This is a genomic window from Candidatus Nitronauta litoralis (genome assembly GCA_015698285.1).
Lineage (GTDB): Bacteria > Nitrospinota > Nitrospinia > Nitrospinales > Nitrospinaceae > Nitronauta > Nitronauta litoralis.
The window spans coordinates 2276211-2296509 of record CP048685.1; the positions used below are offsets into that span (position 1 = coordinate 2276211).

General features: G+C 47.3%; 14 protein-coding genes and 1 pseudogene. 13 read left to right on the forward strand and 2 right to left on the reverse strand.

All coding sequences use genetic code 11. The annotated features are described in order from the left end of the window. Positions 1-289: 289 nt before the first annotated feature. A complete protein-coding gene (locus tag G3M70_10415; GenBank protein ID QPJ62262.1) occupies positions 290-3964 on the reverse strand; it encodes a hypothetical protein in 3675 nt (1224 codons plus the stop codon). Between the two features lie 518 nt (positions 3965-4482). Here G3M70_10415 and G3M70_10420 point away from each other — a divergent pair. Both G3M70_10420 and G3M70_10425 read left to right on the forward strand, forming a co-directional pair. Then, positions 4483-4914 (forward strand): annotated as a pseudogene (locus tag G3M70_10420) (hypothetical protein). 450 nt (positions 4915-5364) lie between these two features. Next, entirely contained in the window at positions 5365-6066 is a 702-nt protein-coding gene (locus G3M70_10425) for a hypothetical protein (GenBank protein ID QPJ62263.1), read from the forward strand. A gap of 12 nt (positions 6067-6078) precedes the next feature. Here G3M70_10425 and G3M70_10430 read toward each other — a convergent pair whose 3' ends face one another. Beyond that, on the reverse strand, positions 6079-6912 hold the full coding sequence (locus G3M70_10430) for a methyltransferase domain-containing protein (GenBank protein QPJ62264.1): 834 nt from the start codon (positions 6910-6912) through the stop codon (positions 6079-6081). 186 nt (positions 6913-7098) lie between these two features. Between G3M70_10430 and G3M70_10435 the strand changes: the two genes are divergently transcribed. From G3M70_10435 to G3M70_10485, 11 genes are all read left to right on the forward strand, one after another. After that, positions 7099-7908 carry a hypothetical protein gene (locus G3M70_10435; protein ID QPJ62265.1) on the forward strand — a complete coding sequence of 270 codons (810 nt, stop codon included), beginning with the start codon at positions 7099-7101 and terminating at the stop codon, positions 7906-7908. Between the two features lie 6 nt (positions 7909-7914). Continuing rightward, complete coding sequence (locus tag G3M70_10440; protein QPJ62266.1) at positions 7915-10314, forward strand: sel1 repeat family protein; 2400 nt, start codon at positions 7915-7917, stop codon at positions 10312-10314. 124 nt (positions 10315-10438) lie between these two features. Further along, positions 10439-11353, forward strand: a complete 915-nt coding sequence (locus G3M70_10445; GenBank protein ID QPJ62267.1) for a phosphate ABC transporter substrate-binding protein — start codon at positions 10439-10441, stop codon at positions 11351-11353. Positions 11354-11363: 10 nt separating this feature from the next. After that, entirely contained in the window at positions 11364-12245 is an 882-nt protein-coding gene (gene pstC, locus G3M70_10450) for a phosphate ABC transporter permease subunit PstC (GenBank protein ID QPJ62268.1), read from the forward strand. After that, positions 12242-13087 carry an ABC transporter permease subunit gene (locus G3M70_10455; GenBank protein QPJ62269.1) on the forward strand — a complete coding sequence of 282 codons (846 nt, stop codon included), beginning with the start codon at positions 12242-12244 and terminating at the stop codon, positions 13085-13087. Before pstC ends, G3M70_10455 begins: the two co-directional genes overlap by 4 nt. Continuing rightward, the gene (locus tag G3M70_10460) at positions 13084-13800 is read left to right on the forward strand and encodes an ATP-binding cassette domain-containing protein (protein ID QPJ62270.1); all 717 of its coding nucleotides are present in this window, start codon (positions 13084-13086) and stop codon (positions 13798-13800) included. The genes G3M70_10455 and G3M70_10460 overlap by 4 nt, the downstream gene beginning before the upstream one ends. Before the next feature lie 123 nt (positions 13801-13923). Further along, on the forward strand, positions 13924-15492 hold the full coding sequence (locus G3M70_10465) for a tetratricopeptide repeat protein (GenBank protein ID QPJ62271.1): 1569 nt from the start codon (positions 13924-13926) through the stop codon (positions 15490-15492). A 16-nt stretch (positions 15493-15508) separates the two neighbouring features. Beyond that, positions 15509-16810, forward strand: a complete 1302-nt coding sequence (locus G3M70_10470; GenBank protein ID QPJ62272.1) for a hypothetical protein — start codon at positions 15509-15511, stop codon at positions 16808-16810. A 98-nt stretch (positions 16811-16908) separates the two neighbouring features. After that, positions 16909-17286, forward strand: a complete 378-nt coding sequence (locus tag G3M70_10475) for a DUF3179 domain-containing protein (protein ID QPJ62273.1) — start codon at positions 16909-16911, stop codon at positions 17284-17286. After that, positions 17279-17968 (forward strand): TVP38/TMEM64 family protein, encoded by a 690-nt coding sequence (locus G3M70_10480; protein QPJ62274.1) that lies wholly within the window; start codon positions 17279-17281, stop codon positions 17966-17968. Before G3M70_10475 ends, G3M70_10480 begins: the two co-directional genes overlap by 8 nt. 648 nt (positions 17969-18616) lie before the next feature. Next, complete coding sequence (locus tag G3M70_10485) at positions 18617-20203, forward strand: thiol oxidoreductase-like protein (protein QPJ63786.1); 1587 nt, start codon at positions 18617-18619, stop codon at positions 20201-20203. Positions 20204-20299 lie beyond the last annotated feature (96 nt).

The following is a 20299-nucleotide window of genomic DNA, read 5'->3' on the forward strand; positions in this document are numbered from 1 at the left end:
TGTAAATCTGACTAATTTTCTTTTAAAACAGCAAAACGGATTATTTTAAAAGAGTGGGTGGTACTGTTTTTAGAAAAGGAGGTGACATTTCGATTGTCGATTATTAGGCATGCGCTAAAAATATGTCAATGATAATTTGGCTGCCCAAATAGGTTTTAGTGTTTATAGAATAAATCCTTGTTGATTTCCAGACTTTCACATTGTTGAAATAATTAGTTTAAGGGCCAGGTTGAAAGGCAGTGCCTTCTAAACCCATTTTCTCGTTGCTAAAACTAAAACAAAGAAGTGTCTACGGTTTCCCGCCGTGGTACGACCAGCCCGACCCAACGCCGAGGTTGAGCACGGGTGTGTAGGTGGTGACAGTCGCGCCATCCTGAACGGCGGTTAACAAGTCGCCTGTGTTGGTGTCGTGAATCAGGAAGTCGGCTTTCTTGTCGCTGTTGTAGTGGCCGACGTTTACCAGTTCCCAACCGGGCGACAGACCACCGGGCACGTAAAAACTCTGGAACGTCAGCCCATCCATAACCAGTACGCCTAGCGCACCGGACGTGTGCAGTATGAGAACATCCGACTTTTTGTCACCGTTGAAGTCGCCAGTGTCGATTACTGTCCATCCAGAGCTTGGATCGAAGGTGAAGATAGAGGTTGGAGGCGTTGCGGTGGAACCATCCATTTCGATGACAGCCGATTCCCCTGTGACCGTGTTGGTAATGAGGAGGTCGGTTTTGTTGTCGCTGTTGAAATGCCCTGTGTTTTTTAAAGTCCAGTTGTTCGCGATATCAATCGTTGTTGCTTCTTCAAAAGAGGAGAACGTTCCGCTTGCAAGATAGACCAACCCTATGAAACCACTCGGCGGATGGTAGATGATGATTTCGTCTTCACCGTCGCCGTCGAAATCGCCAACACCGCGAGGTTCGACACCGATAACCGGATCGATTGTGAACACGACAGTGTCACTCAATACCGAATTGCCATCGAGCAGAACGGTGCGGTATTCACCGGTGGTTGTGTTGTACAAAAGAAGGTCGGAATTTTTATCGTTGTTGAAGTCCCCCGTAGCGTTGACCGTCCAGCCTGCCGCCGGGTCGGCTTGCAGGAGGAACCCGAAATCCTGGAACACCGAGTTTTCCAATCGCACCGAAACCAGCACCCCGCTGGAATGGACAGCCAGAACATCGGAATCATCATCCCCATCGAAATCATTGAGCACCTGATATTTTGGAAGGGAAAAGGCCCAGAGTTCCCGACCCGTGAGGCCATCATTCGCAGAAAAAAATAAGGTATTACCTACCTGGGTCAATTCATGTGCATTGCTGGAAAAAGAACCCGGCGCAATATCTGGAAGCTTGACGGTGCCCGAAGAGGTGCCGTCTGATTTCCAAACCTCTTCTCCATTTATCCCATCAGAAGCGGTGAAAAATAGTATCCCATTTATATCAACAAGACCTCGTGGAGAACTGGTTCCAAGCCCTGGATTAATGTCTTTAACCATCACGGTACCAGCAGTCGTGCCGTCTGATTTCCAAAGCTCCCGGCCACTTATTCCACCACTAGCCGTAAAAAACAGGGTTCCGTCCACATTTATGAGTTCCTCCGGATTGCTACCGTCTGTCCCCAGATTGATATCTTTTACCATGACTGTGCCAGTTGTTGTGCCATCTGATTTCCAAATCTCACGTCCATTTGTTCCGTCATCAGCAGTAAAAAACAGTGTCCCATTTATATTTACTAGGTCCTTCGGGTCGCTTTTCGCATACCCGGGGTTAATGTCTTTTACCAATAAAGTACCAGAAGCGGTACCGTCTGATTTCCAAAGCTCCTGTTTGATTCCAACGCTATTTGTAGCAGTGAAAAAAAGTGTTCCATTCACATCAAGTAGTTCCGTTGGGTTGCTACTTGCAAACCCCGGAAAGATATCTTTTACTAACACTGTTCCAGTAGTGGTGCCGTCTGATTTCCAAAGCTCCCAACCATTCGTCCCATTAGAAGCTCTAAAAAAAAGAACTCCTCCTAAATCTACTAGTTCTTGAGGTGCCCCATTCCCAAACCCTGGAAAAATATTTTTAACCATTACCGTTCCCGCAGCCGTGCCGTCCGACTTCCAAAGCTCGTGTCCATTTGTTCCATCATTTGCCTGAAAAAACAGCGTTCCACCAACTTCCGTGAGCAATCTCGGAATGCCGCTCCCAGCCCCTGGAACAATATCTTTTACTAGCACCGTTCCTGAAGGGGTACCATCTGATTTCCAAAGTTCTTGTCCATTTACGCCATCACTGGCTGTAATAAACAGGGTTCCGCTAACATTTTCAATTTCAGCCAGAAAATTACCCGCAAGCCCTGGAAAGATATCTTTCACTAACACCGTACCCGAAGGGGTTCCATTAGATTTCCAAAGCTCATGCCCATTTGTTCCGTCATTAGCCATAAAAAACAGTGTTGAGCCTGTGTTAACGAATTCCGTTGGAAAACTACCCCCTTCATCGATTCCAATATTATTTACGAGTAATGTGCCAACAGCCGTACCGTCAGATTTCCAAAGTTCTAATCCATTTGCATCATCATAGGCAGTAAAAAATAATGTCTCGCCTACATTAACGAGTCCAATCGGGCCGCTGCCCATAGTCCCCGGATTGATATCTTTTACTAACACTGTACCGGCAGTCGTGCCATCTGATTTCCAAAGCTCCTCCCCATTTGCACCATCATTGGCATTAAAAAAAAGAGTCCCCTCTACATCAACCAGTTCCTGAGGGAAACTGGTTTCAGTTCCTGGATAGATATCTTTCACTAGTACCGTACCAGAAGCCGTTCCATCTGATGTCCAAAGTTCACCTCCATTGATCCCGTCACTTGCACTAAAAAATAGCGTACCGCCTACACTAACTAGTTCCCCAGGTCCACTGCCTCCACTCCCTGGATTGATATCTTTTACTAATACTGTGCCAGAAGGCGTCCCATCAGATTTCCATAGCTCCAGTCCATTGGTTTCATCAAAAGCTGAAAAAAACAGTATTCCTCCCATATTTAAGAAGGAACCAGGGGGACTACCCCCAGTCCCCCCAGTCCCTGGATTGATATCTTTTACAAAAACGGTACCTGAAGATGTCCCATCAGACTTCCATAGTTCACGACCATTGATCCCGTCATCTGCCTGAAAAAAAAGTGTTCCGGCCACATTGACCAAGCTGCCTGGGGAACTGTTTGCAGAACCTAGATTGATATCTTTAACCAATACTGTGCCCGTAGTCGTTCCATCAGATTTCCAAAGCTCTTGTCCATTTGTTCCATTGAGAGCCCTGAAAAATAGCGTCCCCCCGACATTTACCATTTCCCAAGGCGAACTAGCCCCCAGTCCGGGCCGGATATCTTTCACCAGTACTGTACCGGAAGTGGTGCCATCAGATTTCCAAAGCTCCGTTCCATTAGTCCCGTCATTGGCCTGAAAAAAAAGCGTCCCATCTACATTAACCAGTTCCCTTGGCGAACTGTTGCCAGTTCCCGGATTGATATCTTTGGCCATCACCGTGCCTGCAGTGGTGCCGTCTGACTTCCAAAGCTCCTGTCCATTTGTTCCATTTGAAGCCATAAAAAATAGAGTTCCGCCAATATTTACGAGCTCTGAGGGTGAACTATCGTCAGGGCCTGGGAATATATCTTTTACCAGGGTCGCTCCACCTAGTGTGCCGTCAGATTTCCAAAGTTCCACACCTTCAGCGAGTGTACGCGCGGTAAAGAAGGTAGTGGAACCCACCTGTACAAAATTTCTCGGACCGCTGCTAACCGGGTTAGGTTGAGTATTAATATTTTTTACAAGATAGGGTGTCTGGGCAATGGCGGTTTTTGCAAAAAAACTGAGTAGCAGAAATGAAAGAACCAGATGAAGGCTCTTTCCCAAAAAATGATTTTTCGCAGGCAACATTTTCCCTCTCCTTAAATTAATCCGGTAGCCGTATAAAATTGTCATCAGAATTAAAAGCCCAATGGTTTTCGGAGTTTTGGGAATTTCTATTGGAAATCCATCAATCCGTCTGCCTTGTCATTCCTAAACCGATAATATGCCTATGTTTTTAGCACGAGAGGGTTTCTGTGTAAACGTATATCCAGGGAACAGAAACTTCCCTTAAGAAGATGAAATTAGGGGTTTATTTAAGGTGGAGGGGGTAAATCGAGAACATGTGTCCTTTAATAATCGCCATCTTTTGAATTGTAGTAGTTTTACTATGCGAAAAATCAATGAAGGGCCCGAAATTATTGTCCTTCTGTCGATATTTAATATCTATGGAATTCTCTATTCTTGGTTTAAGAATTTGGGAAGCCTGTACCAGGTTTTCTTGAAAAAAAACTGAATTTATTTTCCAACTCTTAAAATTTTATCTTTGAAAAGGGAACATCATGAACAAGAAACGAAACCTCAACTTACCCTTAATAACGCTGTCCTTATTGGTTGGTCTGCTGGTTTTATCTGGAAGTTCCAATCCGGCTTTTGCTTCAAGCGATCCCGCAAAAGAACTGGAGTCGATTAAAAAGGAATTTGGACCTGTCCTGAAATTAAAAGGAACGGCGAAGAAAGAAATCAACGCCATCGCGAATCTGTTTGCTCCGGGTTCCAAGATTAAAGCGATCGATATCACAAACGCCAGCGGTGAATACTGCATGCTGGAAACGGTGACCAAGCACAACATGACGCATTTTTCATCTAACCCGGAAAACACCCAGGAAGACATTGTGTATTACCTGAACCCAAAAACGTTTATCGAAAACGGACTGGATGTAAGCAAACTTCCCAGACAACCAAAAGAACTTGGGAAGATGGTTCCCCTGCAATGGTATTACTACGATGGAACCTATGTTGAGCCGCATCAGGGAACCCAGATGAATAAAGAGTTCGTCATCATGACGGTCAATGTAAAATAAGTTTTTTTAGAGGGGAACCTTTGGCCCTATTTTCCGGGTCTATTTATAGGTGACCACTGCAATACCCATAATTTCTAATTCAACAGAACCTTTTGGGTAACCATTTATTACCCTCCCCTGGAAAGGGGAGGGTGCGGGAGGGGTCATTAAAACAACCTCCCCTGTATCCCCTCCTTTTTTAAGGAGGGGATTTAAGGAGGCAAATAGCAGTTCTAGAAGAGGTAAATAATTGTGAGTAAGTCAGTCCTTCTTCTGGGCTTATTGCAAAGGTCTCTATTTAATGAAGGAGGTGGTAGCCAACGGTTATTTTTTGGTCAGCTGATGGAATGAGAATGGTGAAGGCGTTGCCTGGGGGGTAGGATTGCTATTTTGCTTTTTTAATGTATGGTTTTACCAGGGAATTTTCAGATTCCATCCCCGCTTGTTCCCCCACCCCTCCAGAGGTTTTCCATGCTATCAGCAGCTCAAGCCATCAACAAGCTCAAGACCACACCCGGTACTTTCTTACGTTACAACCAGGTTTCTATTGCCGGAGATCCTGGCGCCTCGGGGGTGAGTCAGTATGTCGCCTCTATGCTTGACGACATTAAAGTTGTAAAAGGAAAAATTGTGCCGAGATATGATAATTATCGTCCAGGAAAGATTTTGGGGAACTTACGCAAACACGGCACCCGCAAAGTTTCGATCGGTCGGCATGGGGGTGGTGCTGTTGCGGTCGGTGCGACAACGTTTAATGCGCATTCAGTCCAGATGGTGGGCGAAGGGGCGACTGCTATTCCCGCCATTGCCGGTTATCTGTTGCCGGTGCCGTCTGCGCATATCCTGATGGTCACAGGGATGCTGACCGGATGTTCATTTGTCGTGTTGGATACGGGGAATGGAATTTTGGCAGCGCATATCCAGCCCAATCCGGGCAATGCCGTTGGTCTCAGAACCAGCATTCTCGCAAACGGCCATTTCGCCGGTCACCCGGGAGCCGCGGTCTCTGTCTATGGTGATTATGGGACTGGGGGAGGTGGAGGCGCAATGGGTTACGACCACATGAGTGAGCGGATTACTGTGACCGGAGCTTTCCTCGGCGGGGCCTGGTCGATTTACGCACAGGCGTTCAATAATAATGGAACGATAACACGGGTCGACCGAATTCTTTGAACCAGAGTCCGCCTAGCTTTTAAGATCCAGTCGATACGCAACCCTTACACCCGCCGTATAAACATCCGCCCAATGCGATGATTTTTTCTGATCGGGTGTCATGAGGTCCCGCCAGGAACAATCGCGTGTTTTATAAGCCGACCAGTCCAGCTTCCGATAAGTCCCCCCAAGCGAATCAAACCATAATTCCAGCAGAGATTCAGTCGGGAAAGCGGTGAGTGAAACGGGGTTGTCTTTATAAGGAAATGATTCCGGCAGGGTGTAATCTTTTTTGGCTGATTGGGTTAGCGTGGTGATGAGGGTCGGCAGTTGCCAGGTTTCGTCCGTTACATTTGGGAGAATATGGGCCGCGTCTTTTCCTGTCAGCGCGGCGTATTTGGCAGTGAAGGTGTCGATTAAAACACAGTTACGCGCTGCTCGACACATCAGCTTGAGCAGCCGGTAGGGTTCCGCTGTGTAATACAACATGCCAAAACACAGGACCGTATCGAAAGCGTTGGGTCCCGCCTCCTCCAGAAATTCCAGAACATCCCCCACCTCAAAACGGTAACGGTCCTTTGTGATTCCGTGGTGTTCGAATAATTCATTTGCGGTGGTAATCGTTCGAGCTTCAGAGTCCACTCCCCTCACATGATTCGCTCCCAGTTGTAGGGCAGCATAGGATAGGGTTCCAATATGTGAGGCGGCATCGAAAACAGATTTTCCATCAAGCGAATCCCCATTCTGACCCAGTAAAACATGGGTTCGGGCGTTCAGGCATTCTGAATGATAAGGGATGGCCCAACGGGTCTTTCGAGTGTCCCGCTTGATAAATTCTGATGAATCTGGAAAAAGAGAGGAGGTCATGGGTCGTTATTCTAACCGAGTTTTACTTTATTAACAGGACGGAAAATATCCGGATGCCAATGTAAATTTGTTCCAAAATACTGAAAAATATAATTATAAGCTTGCCACATCCTAAAGACCCCTTGATAATAATTATCTGGTTAAAGATGAATAAAGTTTTTTCAGTATCGTTTTGTGGAGTGAAATATGAGCACAGTAACAGAAACCGCTACCCTGGATCGGGCAGAATTGGTGCGTCGTCAGGCGGAACTGAAAGCACTCCAGCAATCACTTACGGAACAGGAGTTGGAGCTGTCGACTTTACATAACGAGCTCCAAATTTTTGAAAATGTCTATAACAGGATCATGGGGGAGCGTCAAAACGAGCTGGAACGTCTAAAAAAACGTGTTCTCGATTTTGCCGCAGGTTTTGATTCCTCAGGATCGCAGACCGTCAGTGACCAACAGAAAAACTTTGAAAAAGACTGGGAAAATTTTTCATTTGATGAATCCGAAGAAACAGATGATACGGGTTCAGCGGATATTTTTGGTGAAGGGGATCCATTCACCCCCGATGAAACTTTAAAAAAGCTGTTTCGCGAAGCCGCAAGAAAATTTCATCCAGATCTTACAACCGATACTGAAGAAAGGGAAAAACGTCACGATTTAATGGCGCGTCTCAATGCAGCCTACCTTGAAATGGATTCCGAAAAAATTCGTGCATTGATAGATGAAGGTGAGGCGAATTTTCCTGAAGAAGATAAATCCCATTCAGTAAGGCAGCAATTATCCCGCGTGTTGAAGCAGACGGGGCAGGTTCGCCACCGGTTATTGCAAATAGAAAAAAAAATTGAACAACTGCGAAACTCTGACATGGCGCGTTTAAAAACCTATTGCAATAAAGGTGAAACGGAAGGTCGCGATGTTCTTCAGGAAATGGCAGATGAAGCCCAGGAAAAGATTGATTCCCTGAAAATGCGTGTTGCCCGGTTGGCATCGGATTGTTCTATTTTGTGAATGACAATGAAATCAAATTCCAGATCACAAAAAAAAGAAGTCTCCTGGAGTAAATCCTCTGAAACCCGGTTTCTTGTTCGTGCCTGTACAGGTTCTTCAGAAGGGCAGTCCAGGTCAATGGACTCACGTCTGATGGGAGCCTTGACCCCGCGCCGGGTTCGCTCGTGGTACAGGCAGGCCAAACAGGGTAACCCGGTGGCACAGTTCAACCTGGGTGTGATGCGCACCACAGGATATGGCGAGGGTACTGATTACCGGGAAGCTTTTCGCTGGTTCAGGAAGTCTGCAGCCCAGGATTACGCCCCGGCACAAACTTATCTTGGAATTTTATATGAGCAGGGGTTTGGCGTTTCCCGCGATCAGGAAAAAGCATTGCACTGGTATCGGAGGGCTGCCCAGAAAAACCACCTTGAAGCGCGATTCAACCTGGCGCTCATGTATTTGAATAAAGGATGCGGAAATTTAAGCCAGCGCAATATTTTTGAATTGTTTCAGGAGTTAGCGGAAGAAGGATTGGCTGATGCTCAAAACCAGCTGGGTCTTTTATATGAAACTGGGCAGGGAACTGAAATAAATATGGAGCAAGCCGCTCACTGGTATGGGGAGGCTGCAGAGCAACAACATGCTGAGGGGCTGTACAATCTTGCAGAACTATATGAAACCGGCAGCGGTGTGACCCGGAATGCGGAAGAAGCGGCACGGTTGTACCATCTTTCCTGTGAAGCGGGTTGCGAGTTGGCCGAATTCAAACTGGGCACACTTTATTATTCCGGAGAAGGAGTCGCGCAGGATCCCCAAAAGGCGCTTTACTGGATGTGTGAAGCTGTGAGTCAGGAAGATTCAAGAGCGCGCGAATTCCTGGAGTTCATTGACCTTGCACAATCTCCTAAACCGGAAGATTTGTTCGCACGGGGTCAGGCGATGTTTGACCAGCAGGAATTCAGCCAGGCCGTCTTGTGGTGGAGAAGGGCAGCGATGCTGGGTCATCCTGAAGCTCAATTGCAACTGGGACGCTTGTTGGAACAGGGAATAGGGACTTCACTTGATCTGGAAGAAGCTGTCCACTGGTTTGAGGAGGCATCTCGCCAGGGAATAAATGATGCTGATTTTCACCTGGGTGTTTTGACATTCCTGGGTGTGGGGATTCCCCAGAATTTTGAAGGGGCAAGAGACCATCTGGAACGTGCTGTCAATTGCGGTTATTCGCATGCGGGAGTTCTGTTGGGCATCATCCAGGAAAATGGTCTTGCAGGTCCGGTGTCTCTTGAAAATGCTTTTTCACGATACCGTTTTGCCGCAGAAGCTGGAGATCCCTTTGGGCAATATCATCTTGGCCGGGCACTTTACCATGGTATCGGGACCACACCGGATTTTGGTGCAGCCCGTTACTGGTATGAACAAGCGGCCGAGCAAAATAACTCTTTGGGACAATACAATCTGGGCCGGATGCTTAAAAATGGGCAAGGTGGAAGTGGAGATAATGGAAAAGCCATCGCGCTGTTCCACGAAGCGGCAGAGCAAGGCCATGACTACGGGCAATTTCAGCTCGGAGAAATTTATCGTATAGGAAAAGGTTCGACCCGGGACAGGGTTCAGGGATTTTTCTGGATGAAAAGGGCCGCACTGCAAGGGAACCCGCATGCTCAATGCATGTTGGGTGAAATGTATCTTGAGGGGGATGGTTGTCATCCCAATGCCCGCGAGGCTGCCCGCTGGCTCCGGAAGGCCGCAGTGCAGGGAATGAAGAGAGCGCAAAGCCGTTTAGGCACACTCCTTTTTTCCGGACGGGGTATGGATAAAGATTTTGATGAGGCGGCCTACTGGTTTCGCCGGGGAACCGGGAGCGAAACAAATAGTAGTGAAAACTTTTCGGGCAACGGTCTCAATGTGGATGTCGAATGGCTGGCAAAAGTGGCTGCCAATGGGTCGCGAAAAGCTCAGACCCAACTTGGTCTCAGATATGAAAAAAATGGTGTGAAGGGTGAAGCTCATTATTCCAGAGCCATGGAGTGGTATCGTCGGGCATCTGAAGCTGGATGCGATGAAGCGATGTATCGGTTGGGTCGACTTTATTATCTGGGGCTTGGTTCCAGAAAAGATACAAATACAGCGTTCCAACTATTTTCACAAGCGGCTGAGCGTGGTCTTGCCGATGCCCAATTTTCTCTGGCCCGGTTATATCTTGAAGGGGCGGGAACTGAGGCTGACCCACGACAAGCATTCACCTGGTTCCAGCAGGCAGCCGAACAGGGGCACCCGGAAGCCCAACACCGATTGGGATTCCTCTACCGCACAGGCAGGGGGATTGCTCCGAATCCCAAGCTGTCACAACGATGGTTTTACCGTGCCGCTGATCGTGGCTTCCTACCCGCCTGGGCCAGTCTAAACCAGACTATTTTCACCTGAATTTTCTTTTTTCCCAATAATAATTTCAATGTTTGTAAGGAGTTAGTCAGGGGTCCGACTTAATACTGGTTTGTTGTATGTATTTATCTATATAATTAGATGTTTGCTTCATTTTTGAGGACTCATGCCAAAACAGCCTGCTCATTTCCTGTTTTCAAACACTTTCCCTGGCGCACTCACGGGGGTTATCGCCCTTTCTTTCTTATTCCTGGTGACTTCATCTTTTGCCGGAACTCTGATTCGATCTGGTGGTTCAACCACGGTTCTGCCTGTCGTTTCCAAGGCGGCAGCCCGCTATAACGGGTTAAATCCTGAAGTTCAGGTTACAGTCAGTGGCGGTGGTTCGGGGGTGGGTATTCAAGGGGCAGGGAGTGGCCTGTTGGATATCGGACTGGCGTCGCGTGAAATGACTCCTGAAGAAGTTAAGAAATTTAAACAACAGGGCCTTAAAGTGCATGTGATCGGACGCGATGCAGTGGCATGCGTTGTATCCTCCGAGATTTATAAAGCAGGTGTAACGGCATTGACTCGTGAACAGATCCGGGCGATCTATGAAGGACGCATCCGCAACTGGCAGGATGTAGGAGGGCCGGACAGCCGTATTGTGGTTATCGATAAGGAGCGACATCGCGGGACGCGGCATGTCTTCATGAATTATATTTTTGGCAACCCTAAAGCACGTGCCCGGGGAGTCCGGCTGGTTACCGGCTCCAATAACGAAGAGCAGGCGAAAATCGCGCAAAGCAACGCCGCTATTGGAATGTTGTCTTTTGCCTGGATGAACGAAGAGGTTCGTGGACTTGATCTGATTGAAGGGGACCGAATCATCCAGCCTACTCAGGACAATGTGGAAAATGGGACCTATCCCATTGTCCGCAACCTGAATATGTTACTTTCTGAAAAAGCTAACCTTGAATCCCGAAAGTTTCTGGAATTTGTTTTGAGCGAGAGCGGCCAGTCGATAGTGGCTGATCTCCACTATATTCCTGCCCGTAAAACCGAAGGTTCCCATCTGGCGGGAAAAGTCCCCGGTTTGTAATTTACTCATCATGCAATTTTTGGTCGATCCGGAAGTCAATTGGAAACACCCCGTCGTTTGGGTGACCGGATTGGCAGCCACGCTGGCTTCGGGTTCTGTAATCCTCCTGTTTCTTTTTCTGGTCGTTCAAGGTTTCCCTGTGTTCGCTGAATTCGGTTTTGGATTTTTTTCCGGTGGAGATTGGTTGCCCGGTGAGAGTTACAGTGTATTGCCACTGGTTTACGGATCTCTCATTGTTACAGCCCTGGCGCTGGTATGGGTGATGCCTCCTGCTTTGGGTTGTGCTCTTTACTCCTCTGAGTATCTTCCTCCCAGTTGGCGCCGTGTGGTCAAGGCTATGATGGAACTTCTTTCCGGGGTTCCAGGCATTTTGTTTGGGCTTCTGGGCGTTTCATTTTTGGCCGTCTGGGTCAAAGATATTTTTGGACTGATTGATGGCAATACATTGTTAACGGCTTCTTTCCTTTTAGCGGCGATGATTCTGCCAACGATCATGACCCTGGCCGAAGATGCCTTACGTGCTGTTCCTTCTGAATATCGCGAAACCGCGCGGGCTCTTGGTCTGACTTCCTCGGAAATTACTTTTGGCGTGGTGTTGCCTCAAGCCCTGCCCGGTGTGGCAGGGGCTGTATTGTTAGGACTCGGCCGGGCTATGGGAGAGACGGTGGCCGTTATGCTTGTTATAGGGGGGCTGGACTTAATCCCAGAACCCTGGTTTGACATCACCCAACCGGGTCAGAGTATTCCCTCCAAACTTGGTCGTGAAGCCGCTGAAGCGTTGGGTTCAGGCATGCACTGGAATGCTCTGATTGCTTCCGGCTTGGTATTGTTTTTAATGGTAATTGTGATCAGCCTGATAGGGACACGATTGCTAAAAAGGAAAACAGCATGAATCGGCAAACGAAAGATAAATTTGTTCGCTGGTTTCTTGGAGTTTGTGCCGGTGTGGGCTGCAGTCTGTTGGTTTTGGTTCTTGCGGCGGTATTGTGGCGTGGTCATTCCGCTCTCAGTATTGAATTTTTATTTTCGAAACCGGGTGAGTTTGGAGAAGGTGGTATTTTCTATCAGGTATTGGGAACGCTTTTGCTGATGGCAGGTGCGGGCATTTTGAGTTTTCCCATCGCATTGGGGGCTGCCTTGTTCCAGACTGAAATCCTGAGACCGGGCAAAGTTTCTGAATTATTCCAGTTGTTGATGTATTCACTGAATGCAGTGCCTACGGTTTTATTTGGTTTAATCGGATTCATGGTATTCGGTGTCTGGTTGAACACCGGCGTCTCATGGGTTACAGGTGTTTTGATTCTGGCAGTGATGATTTTGCCCACAATACAAACGGCAATGCGCCAATCTATTGAGGCAATTCCTGAGCATTACCAGGAGGCAGCAAGGGCTCTGGGTTTATCGACCTGGCAGCGGATAATGGCCGTGGTTTTTCCACAAAGCGCATATGGTCTTGTTACCGGGGTTTTGCTTGGGTTGGCTCGGGCAACGGGTGAAACGGCTGCCATCATGTTCACGGCAACGGTCTTTTCCGGGATCCTGATTCCTGAATCCTTTAACGACCCGGTGCTCACACTGCAAACCCATATCCTTACCCTGGCACAGGAAGCGGTTGACCCAAACACACTGGCCAATGCATGGGGTGCAGGGTTTGCGCTGATTTGTATCGTGTTTTTTCTGATCGGATTGTCTCTAATATTGCGTTCGCGATATGTTGTGGAGGCCGACTCATGATTTCCGGTTCCTCTCAAATAAGTGTGAATTCCCTCTGTGTTCGATTTGGAAACAACCTGGTACTCGAGGATATAAAACTGAATCTTCCTGCCAACAGTATCACCACTTTTCTCGGACCTTCCGGGGCAGGCAAATCGACTTTGCTTAGAACGTTGTGTCGAATGAACGACAGGTTGTCAGGATTTTCTCAAACGGGATCGGTTGAAATTTTTGGTGAGAATATTTATGGTGAAAACACTGACCTTTGCGAACTTCGTCGACGGGTAGGGTTGTTATTCCAGAAACCCTGTGTGTTTCCGAAGAACATCTATCAAAATGTGATTTTCGGATTAAATTATCATCGGCCGAAGGACCGGATCCTGTTTCCAGACCTTGTAGAGCAGGCGCTCGTTCAAGCTGGATTGTGGCAGGAAGTCAAAGACAGGCTGGAGGCACCTGCCCAGGCTTTATCTCAGGGACAACAGCAACGGCTGTCACTGGCGCGAACCCTGGCCCTTGATCCGGATGTTTTGCTGTTAGATGAACCCACAGCTTCACTTGATCAGAAATCCGCAGCCGTTATTGAAGAAATGGCCTTGTCGCTAAAATCATCCCGCACGCTGGTATGGGTGACTCACGATCCGTTACAGGCCCAGCGGATTAGTGACACTCAAATAATATTGGATCAGGGAAAGGTTTTGCCTGAGGACCATCGGATTAGAAAAATTTCATGAGAATCAGGCTCTTCTGCTTTTTGTTATATTCCCGGCTGCTTTTATTGTCTTGATTGAAATACTATAATAGCAGTTCAACCATTTGAAACTCATTATGAAACCCACCATCATTTAATACCGATTATGAAACCCACTATAGCTCAAAAAGCAAGAACCGTATTTGCGGGTCCGGAGGATACCTGGACAGCGCTCGGCGACCAGTTGCGGCAGAAATATCCTGAACTCGTTGAACAAGTGGCGAAACAGAAATCTGACCAGGTGGTAGGTCGACTGGTTGATCAGGTGTGCGATCTGTTCCCTTATAACTGGGAGGACCGCAACGCGTTTTATGAAGGTATGATTTTAATGATCCGGGGGCATAATGTGACAGCCTTGGGAGTGTTTACGGAAATTTGCGAGCAGGATCCCAAAGCATACGCCGCACAGTATTTTCTGGGTTACGTGTGTGGAAGCATGGGGAAATATAAGCAGGAAGTGGAATGTTATCGAAAGGCTTTACGCCTGCGTCCTGATATCTGTCAGTTTTATTTTGATCTCGCCTGCTCTTATGAAGCCCTCAATAACTTGCCCAAAGCCTATGAGGCGATGAAGCGTGCGGTAAATCTGGAGCCCGATTTTGATGTACTGGATCACTGGTTGACATTTGCATCGGATAACCTGGGTCGGTTTCTGGACATCTATGGCAACGAAGAAAAAGCGCTGGCTGAAAAAGCCCGGTGTGTTTCCATGGGTTATTACCTGGTGGGTAATGCCTTGCTGGAGGTCGGATTGAATGCTTCGGCACGGCAGGCGTTTAAAAATGCTGTGCGGATTGAACCTGAATTTTCTTCTGCTTATTTTCAGCTCGGAGTCCTCCATCTCAAAAAATTACGAAACAAAAAACGCGCGTCCCAATATCTTGGAAAAGCCGAGACCCTGTTTAAGAAAAAAGGTGACGTAAAAAGAGCCCGTTTTACTCAACAGCTGTTAAAGGGCAACGAATCAAATGAAATTGATGAGTCGTCGGCGGATGCCTGGCTTCAGGAGGGGCTGCGTCTTCACAAGCAGGGGCGCTATCAGGCTGCAGTGGATGTTTACAAGATGGCGATCAAATTTCGCCCTGATTTCCTGGACGCTTATTACAACATGGGGATCGCCTATGGTAGCCTGGAAGATCAGGGACTTGACACACTGGACAATGCAATAGGTGCATTTAAGCATTCTATACGGTTGGGCCCGGAGTTCATCCACGCCTACATTGCCCTGGGAGCGGCCTATCTCAGAAAAGGGCAAGCGGGAGAGGCAGTCGACCTTTTGGAAAAAGCAACAGAGTTTGCCCCTGAAAACCCTAATCTGTTTTTTTATCTGGGAAACGCTTATCGATCCACTCAACGTTATGATGATGCGGTACGGGTGCTCGAACATTCGGCGCGACTGGCTCCAGACTCTGTCCATGCCCGGTTCACCCTTGGTTTGGTGCTGATGGATTCCCGGCTGTATGAAAAGGCTGCGACCGCACTTAAGGAAACCCTGAGGATTAAGCCGGATCTGGCGGATGCTTACCTTTTACTAGGGCAGTTAAACGCAACTCATTTGAAAAATCCCGAACAGGCCCGGTTGTTTTTGGAAAAAGGCGAAAAGCTCTGTGTCAAACTAAAAGACTTTCAAAAAGCAGACAAGATTCGGGAAATTCTTTCTCAGCTTGACAACTGAATACGGTATACAAACAATGGCTACAAAAAGAGTCAAACCCGTTGCGGGTTTCAAGCGTTTGTTGTTTGTTGTCATTCTTTTATTGAGTCTGGTTTTATTGACCGGTATCGGAGGGGTCGTTAAAGACAAGAGGCCGGCACAGGTTTTTTCTGAAAACCTGGATCAACTTGATGCGGATGAGATGATTTCCAGGGCTATTGTGGGCACTCTGTATTACGACTTTGACCGATGGTTTCCTCAATTTCGCAAACGTATTTCCACCCTCGAAAACAAAACCCCTGCCATTGCAAACCGACTGGAGCTGATGAAGTTCCATTTTTACCTTGCCGGTTTGTTGGCGGAACTGTCTCATGTGTTGTCTTTTACCAGCAAGTACAAGATAGATTCTATTCGTGATGATTTTGACCGCAACAGCAAGCGAGCGAAAGAACTGGCTGAGGATATTCTGGAAATGCCGGGAATTTCCAAAGATCAGCAGGCGGAGGCCTATTTTTATCTTGGAGCCTCCGAAGGGTATGTGGGAATTGTTGAATATGGGGCGGGTCATATTTTGTCTGCCTTGATGAATGGATTGAATGCCGATAACCATCTGGAAGACGCACTTGATCTGGACCCGCGTTACAACGATGCCTATGTTGGGCTCGGTGTTTATGAATATGGCAATACCAGGATCGGAGGCATCTCCAATTTTTTAATGCAGGGAGGGAGAGACCTTCGGCTGCAAGGATTGAAGCACATTGAGCATGCTTTAAAAGGACCGATCCTGTCGCGTCCTCTGGCGCTCAAAACCCTCATCTGGTTTTATATTTCAGAACAGATCAACCCGGACAACGCTTCTGCTGAACAGGGTCAACCTCTGTCCCCTGGGGTTTGCCGCAAGCGTGCATTGGAGTTGCTGATGGAATACGAGTCGCGGTATTTCAAAGAAACGGCACCCGACCAGTTTATTGGCAATAAGGGGTTATCCATGATGAAGGCCATACAGTTTGTTCTTGACCGGAATTATGACAATGCACGGAAACAATTTCAGAAAGTTCTCACCATATCCAGTTACCTGGAAAAAACCAAAGGGTACAATATCAACCCGGCATTGGCTAAAACCGTGAAAGAGGGGATAAGGTTTTGTGATCTGATGATCGCTTCCGGAAAAAATGCGGGAAATGTAGACTCTGCCGTATGCCCGAAAATCGAAAAACAAATCGACTTTATCGAAAATGGCGGCAGTATGGTGGAATATGAATCCTCGAAAATCAGAGGTGAAATCCAGAATGTGTTTCATCAACGCCTGAAAGAAATGCACGATCATCGCGACTGTTGACCCCTTAAATGTATCAACCCCGCCCAAGCTGTTCAATGAAACTTGTAAGGAAAGGACACGGATAGCGACTTCCTATCATGTTATTGGAGGAAGTTTCAATGCGAGGAACGGTTGTCGATTGTATCTTGTTTGGGACGCTGCTATCCGGGTTGGATTTATCCAGTCACAGTATTCCTCTTGCTGAAATAAAGTCCTGTGGACCTCCCGGGGATGGTATCCCTGCTTTAACTGATCCTGCATTTGTTTCTGGAAAAACTGCAGAGGAGGAGTTTTCGAATGGCGCCGACAGGGTGTTGGGTCTTCACTTTAAAGGAAAGGCCAAGGCTTATCCTGTAAAAACCCTGAATTGGGGTGAAGTGGTTGACGATAAACTGACGGGTAAAAACATGCATATCCATCGCTCCACTATCAGGCGGTGCTATAATTCCGGAAACCTGCGAGTGAAAACTTGCAATACAGGTATAAGCCATGAATAAGAAATTAATACTGCTTGGTATTTTTGCGCTGGGTGTTGCGGCGTTTTTCATTTTCGACCTCGGTCGATTCCTTTCATTGGAAAGTCTGAAAACCCACCGCGATGATCTTCAGGCTTATTACGAATTGAATCCAGTGTTAATGATTCTTGGATTTATCGGTGTTTATATAGCGACCACTGCCTTGTCATTGCCAGGTGCAACCTTGCTGACATTGCTCGGTGGCGCTTTGTTTGGCGCGGTCAAGGGAACTTTCATCGTAAATGTGGGAGCTACGTGCGGTGCAACGCTGGCATTTTTTGCGGCAAGGTTTTTGTTAAAGGATTGGGTCCAATCGAAGTTTAGTAAACGACTCAATGCGTTTCAGGCGGGTTTCGAACAAAATGCCTTCAACTATATGTTGTTCCTGAGACTGGTCCCGTTATTTCCTTTTTTCCTCGTCAACCTTGCATCCGGGATAACCCGTATCCCTGCGCGTACTTTTTTCCTTGGAACCATGATTGGCACGCTTCCGGGGACATTTGTTTATGCCAATGCAGGTAGCAACCTGGCTTCCATCAACTCACTGAAAGATATTGCATCGCCTCAGGTTCTGGGGGCTTTCATTCTTCTTGGGTTGTTTGCCCTGGTGCCGACTCTTTATCAAAAACTCAAGCAGCGAAAAAGACAATCTTTTCCTGCCTGAAGGTTTTTCTGAAAAAAAAATTCGAAAAGGTCCACAAAGCGTAAGTCTTTCCGGGACAAAGGACTCAGGGTTTAGTGGGCCGGCGGGTCACCTGATACCACCACAAAACCGAAAAGAACAATTCTCAAATTTTTACTATTTGTATTTAAAGAGCTCTTTTTTTTTGGATGTTATCAAGGAAACTTTCGCCTGAAATTCTGAGAAACTATTCAAAAAAAGACAGGAGTGTGGGTTGCCCAGCCCATCCCATAATCAGCTCCTGTTTGTTTTTCCCTCCTATTTCCTCAATGTAGAATCGTTTGATTTTTTTTCATCTGCAATCAAAACTCTAAATCGAAAATAAATTAAGCAGAAATTCCCTCCCGATCTGGTTTGGGTAAAGGCTCAAAAAAAACACTAATGGCCTTAGTGGGAGGGTTGGAGAAATATTCAGAAAGAGACCAAGGCACTTGCAAGGAATTTTTTAAAAATGATTTTCATTACTATAATTGTGTGGTAAAAAGTACTAATATTTTTTAAATTCATTGAATTTTGTGACTTTAAAGTTCTTTTTTCTGGTAATCTGTTTAAAAATTTGACAATAAAATTTTATTTCGATAACTTTTTAATGTTAATTTTACTTGTAAAATTTTTGGGAGAAACTGTATGATTCTTAATTCCAGGCCATTGGTTTTTGTATTAGCGGTATTGCTAAGTTGTCAGGCGGGGTTTGAGACAGAAGCCTTTGCTCAATTAACCGACATTACTCAAACACCGAACACCGCAGGCAGGGGAATTGCTTTGTCGCTGGAACAACAGATTAGTGTTGGTTCTGGCAATATTACCACCCCAGACTCCTCCCACTATCAAATCAAACGCGATCCTGCCCGGGCCATCCGGCGAGGGCGCCAGTTGTTTCAGCGAAAGTTTACTCGTGCGCAGGGGCAGGGTCCACGAACTTCAACAGATGGAATAGGAGATATTGAAACAATAGGTGCTCTCGGCGCTGGGTTATCTGATTCCTGTGCCGCTTGTCACGGATTGCCTCGTGGGTCAGCAGGTTTTGGTGGTGATGTTGTGACGCGACCGGATGGGCGCAATGCCCCCCATCTTTTTGGTCTGGGCTTAAAAGAACAATTGGCTGATGAAATAACTCGCGACTTGCGTGCGCTTCGTGAGCAGGCTCTCATCGACGCAGCCGCTTCCGGCACTCCGGAGCAGATCAGGCTTAAAAGCAAGGGTATCCATTACGGAAAGCTTACCGCGAATCCGGATGGCACTGTGGATACAAGCCAGGTGAAGGGGATTAATCCTGACCTTCGAGTTCGGCCTTTCTTTGCCGAGGGAGGGACTGTCTCTATTCGCGAATTTGTTGTTGGAGCATTAAGTGCCGAAATGGGTTTGCAGTCTGCCGACCCCTGTCTGAAAGCCGCCTCAGCAGGTGGGATGTGTGTTACTCCTTCCGGGATGGTTCTTGATGGAGCTCTGGACGCAATTGAAGCGCCGCCAATTGCAGACTCCTCAGTGGACGGCGACCTGGATGGGGTCACCCATGAAGTGGATCCTGCGGTGGTGGATTATCTTGAATTTTATCTATTGAATTATTTCAAGCCAGGTACGGGTGAAACCGATTTTGACACGCAGGCAGGATTTGAACTGATTAAAAAGATCGGTTGCACCCGCTGCCACCAACAAAACCTGAAGGTCGAATCTGACCGGCGAGTGGCCGATGTTGAAACCCGATTCAACCCGAAAAAAGGCCAATGGAATCGACTGTTCGCGAAAGCTGAAACGCGGTTCTACAAGGAAGATGATGGACAACCGCTTCCATTAATTTTACCTGACGGCGATGCTTTCCGCGTTAATAAAATTTTCACCGATTTCAAACGACACGACCTGGGACCAAATTTTCATGAATTGAATTATGACGGGACCATCCAGAAAGAATTTATGACAGCCCCACTTTGGGGAGTAGGGTCTACCGCTCCCTATGGCCACGATGGACGCAGTATATCTTTGAAAGAGGTGATTTTGCGTCATGGCGGTGAAGCTGAAAAATCCCAGAAAAATTTTCGACACCTCCCAAGGCATCAACAGGATCAGATTCTTAAAGCTCTCCGTAGTCTTATTCTGTTCCCACCGGATAACACCGCGTCGAATCTAAACGAGGGTGATCCCACCACCCCCGGGTTTCCCCAGTTTGGTCAGGGGAAAATCGACCTGAGCGTGTTGTTTTCCACCCCGGGTCCGGAGTAGGCCACCCCGGATCCGATGCTGCCCTCCTGGGGGAGGCGCAGCGCGGTATACCGTTGAGACCGGTCCTTGTGGACCGGTCCCACGGTGTGCCTGCTT

Bases quoted from the DNA above. Each gene is read 5' to 3' on its own strand.
- G3M70_10415 (QPJ62262.1), bottom strand. From the start codon at position 3,964: ATGACAATTTTATACGGCTACCGGATTAATTTAAGGAGAGGGAAAATG.
- G3M70_10425 (QPJ62263.1), top strand. From the start codon at position 5,365: ATGCTATCAGCAGCTCAAGCCATCAACAAGCTCAAGACCACACCCGGT.
- G3M70_10430 (QPJ62264.1), bottom strand. From the start codon at position 6,912: ATGACCTCCTCTCTTTTTCCAGATTCATCAGAATTTATCAAGCGGGAC.
- G3M70_10435 (QPJ62265.1), top strand. From the start codon at position 7,099: ATGAGCACAGTAACAGAAACCGCTACCCTGGATCGGGCAGAATTGGTG.
- G3M70_10440 (QPJ62266.1), top strand. From the start codon at position 7,915: ATGAAATCAAATTCCAGATCACAAAAAAAAGAAGTCTCCTGGAGTAAA.
- G3M70_10445 (QPJ62267.1), top strand. From the start codon at position 10,439: ATGCCAAAACAGCCTGCTCATTTCCTGTTTTCAAACACTTTCCCTGGC.
- pstC (QPJ62268.1), top strand. From the start codon at position 11,364: ATGCAATTTTTGGTCGATCCGGAAGTCAATTGGAAACACCCCGTCGTT.
- G3M70_10455 (QPJ62269.1), top strand. From the start codon at position 12,242: ATGAATCGGCAAACGAAAGATAAATTTGTTCGCTGGTTTCTTGGAGTT.
- G3M70_10460 (QPJ62270.1), top strand. From the start codon at position 13,084: ATGATTTCCGGTTCCTCTCAAATAAGTGTGAATTCCCTCTGTGTTCGA.
- G3M70_10465 (QPJ62271.1), top strand. From the start codon at position 13,924: ATGAAACCCACTATAGCTCAAAAAGCAAGAACCGTATTTGCGGGTCCG.
- G3M70_10470 (QPJ62272.1), top strand. From the start codon at position 15,509: ATGGCTACAAAAAGAGTCAAACCCGTTGCGGGTTTCAAGCGTTTGTTG.
- G3M70_10475 (QPJ62273.1), top strand. From the start codon at position 16,909: ATGCGAGGAACGGTTGTCGATTGTATCTTGTTTGGGACGCTGCTATCC.
- G3M70_10480 (QPJ62274.1), top strand. From the start codon at position 17,279: ATGAATAAGAAATTAATACTGCTTGGTATTTTTGCGCTGGGTGTTGCG.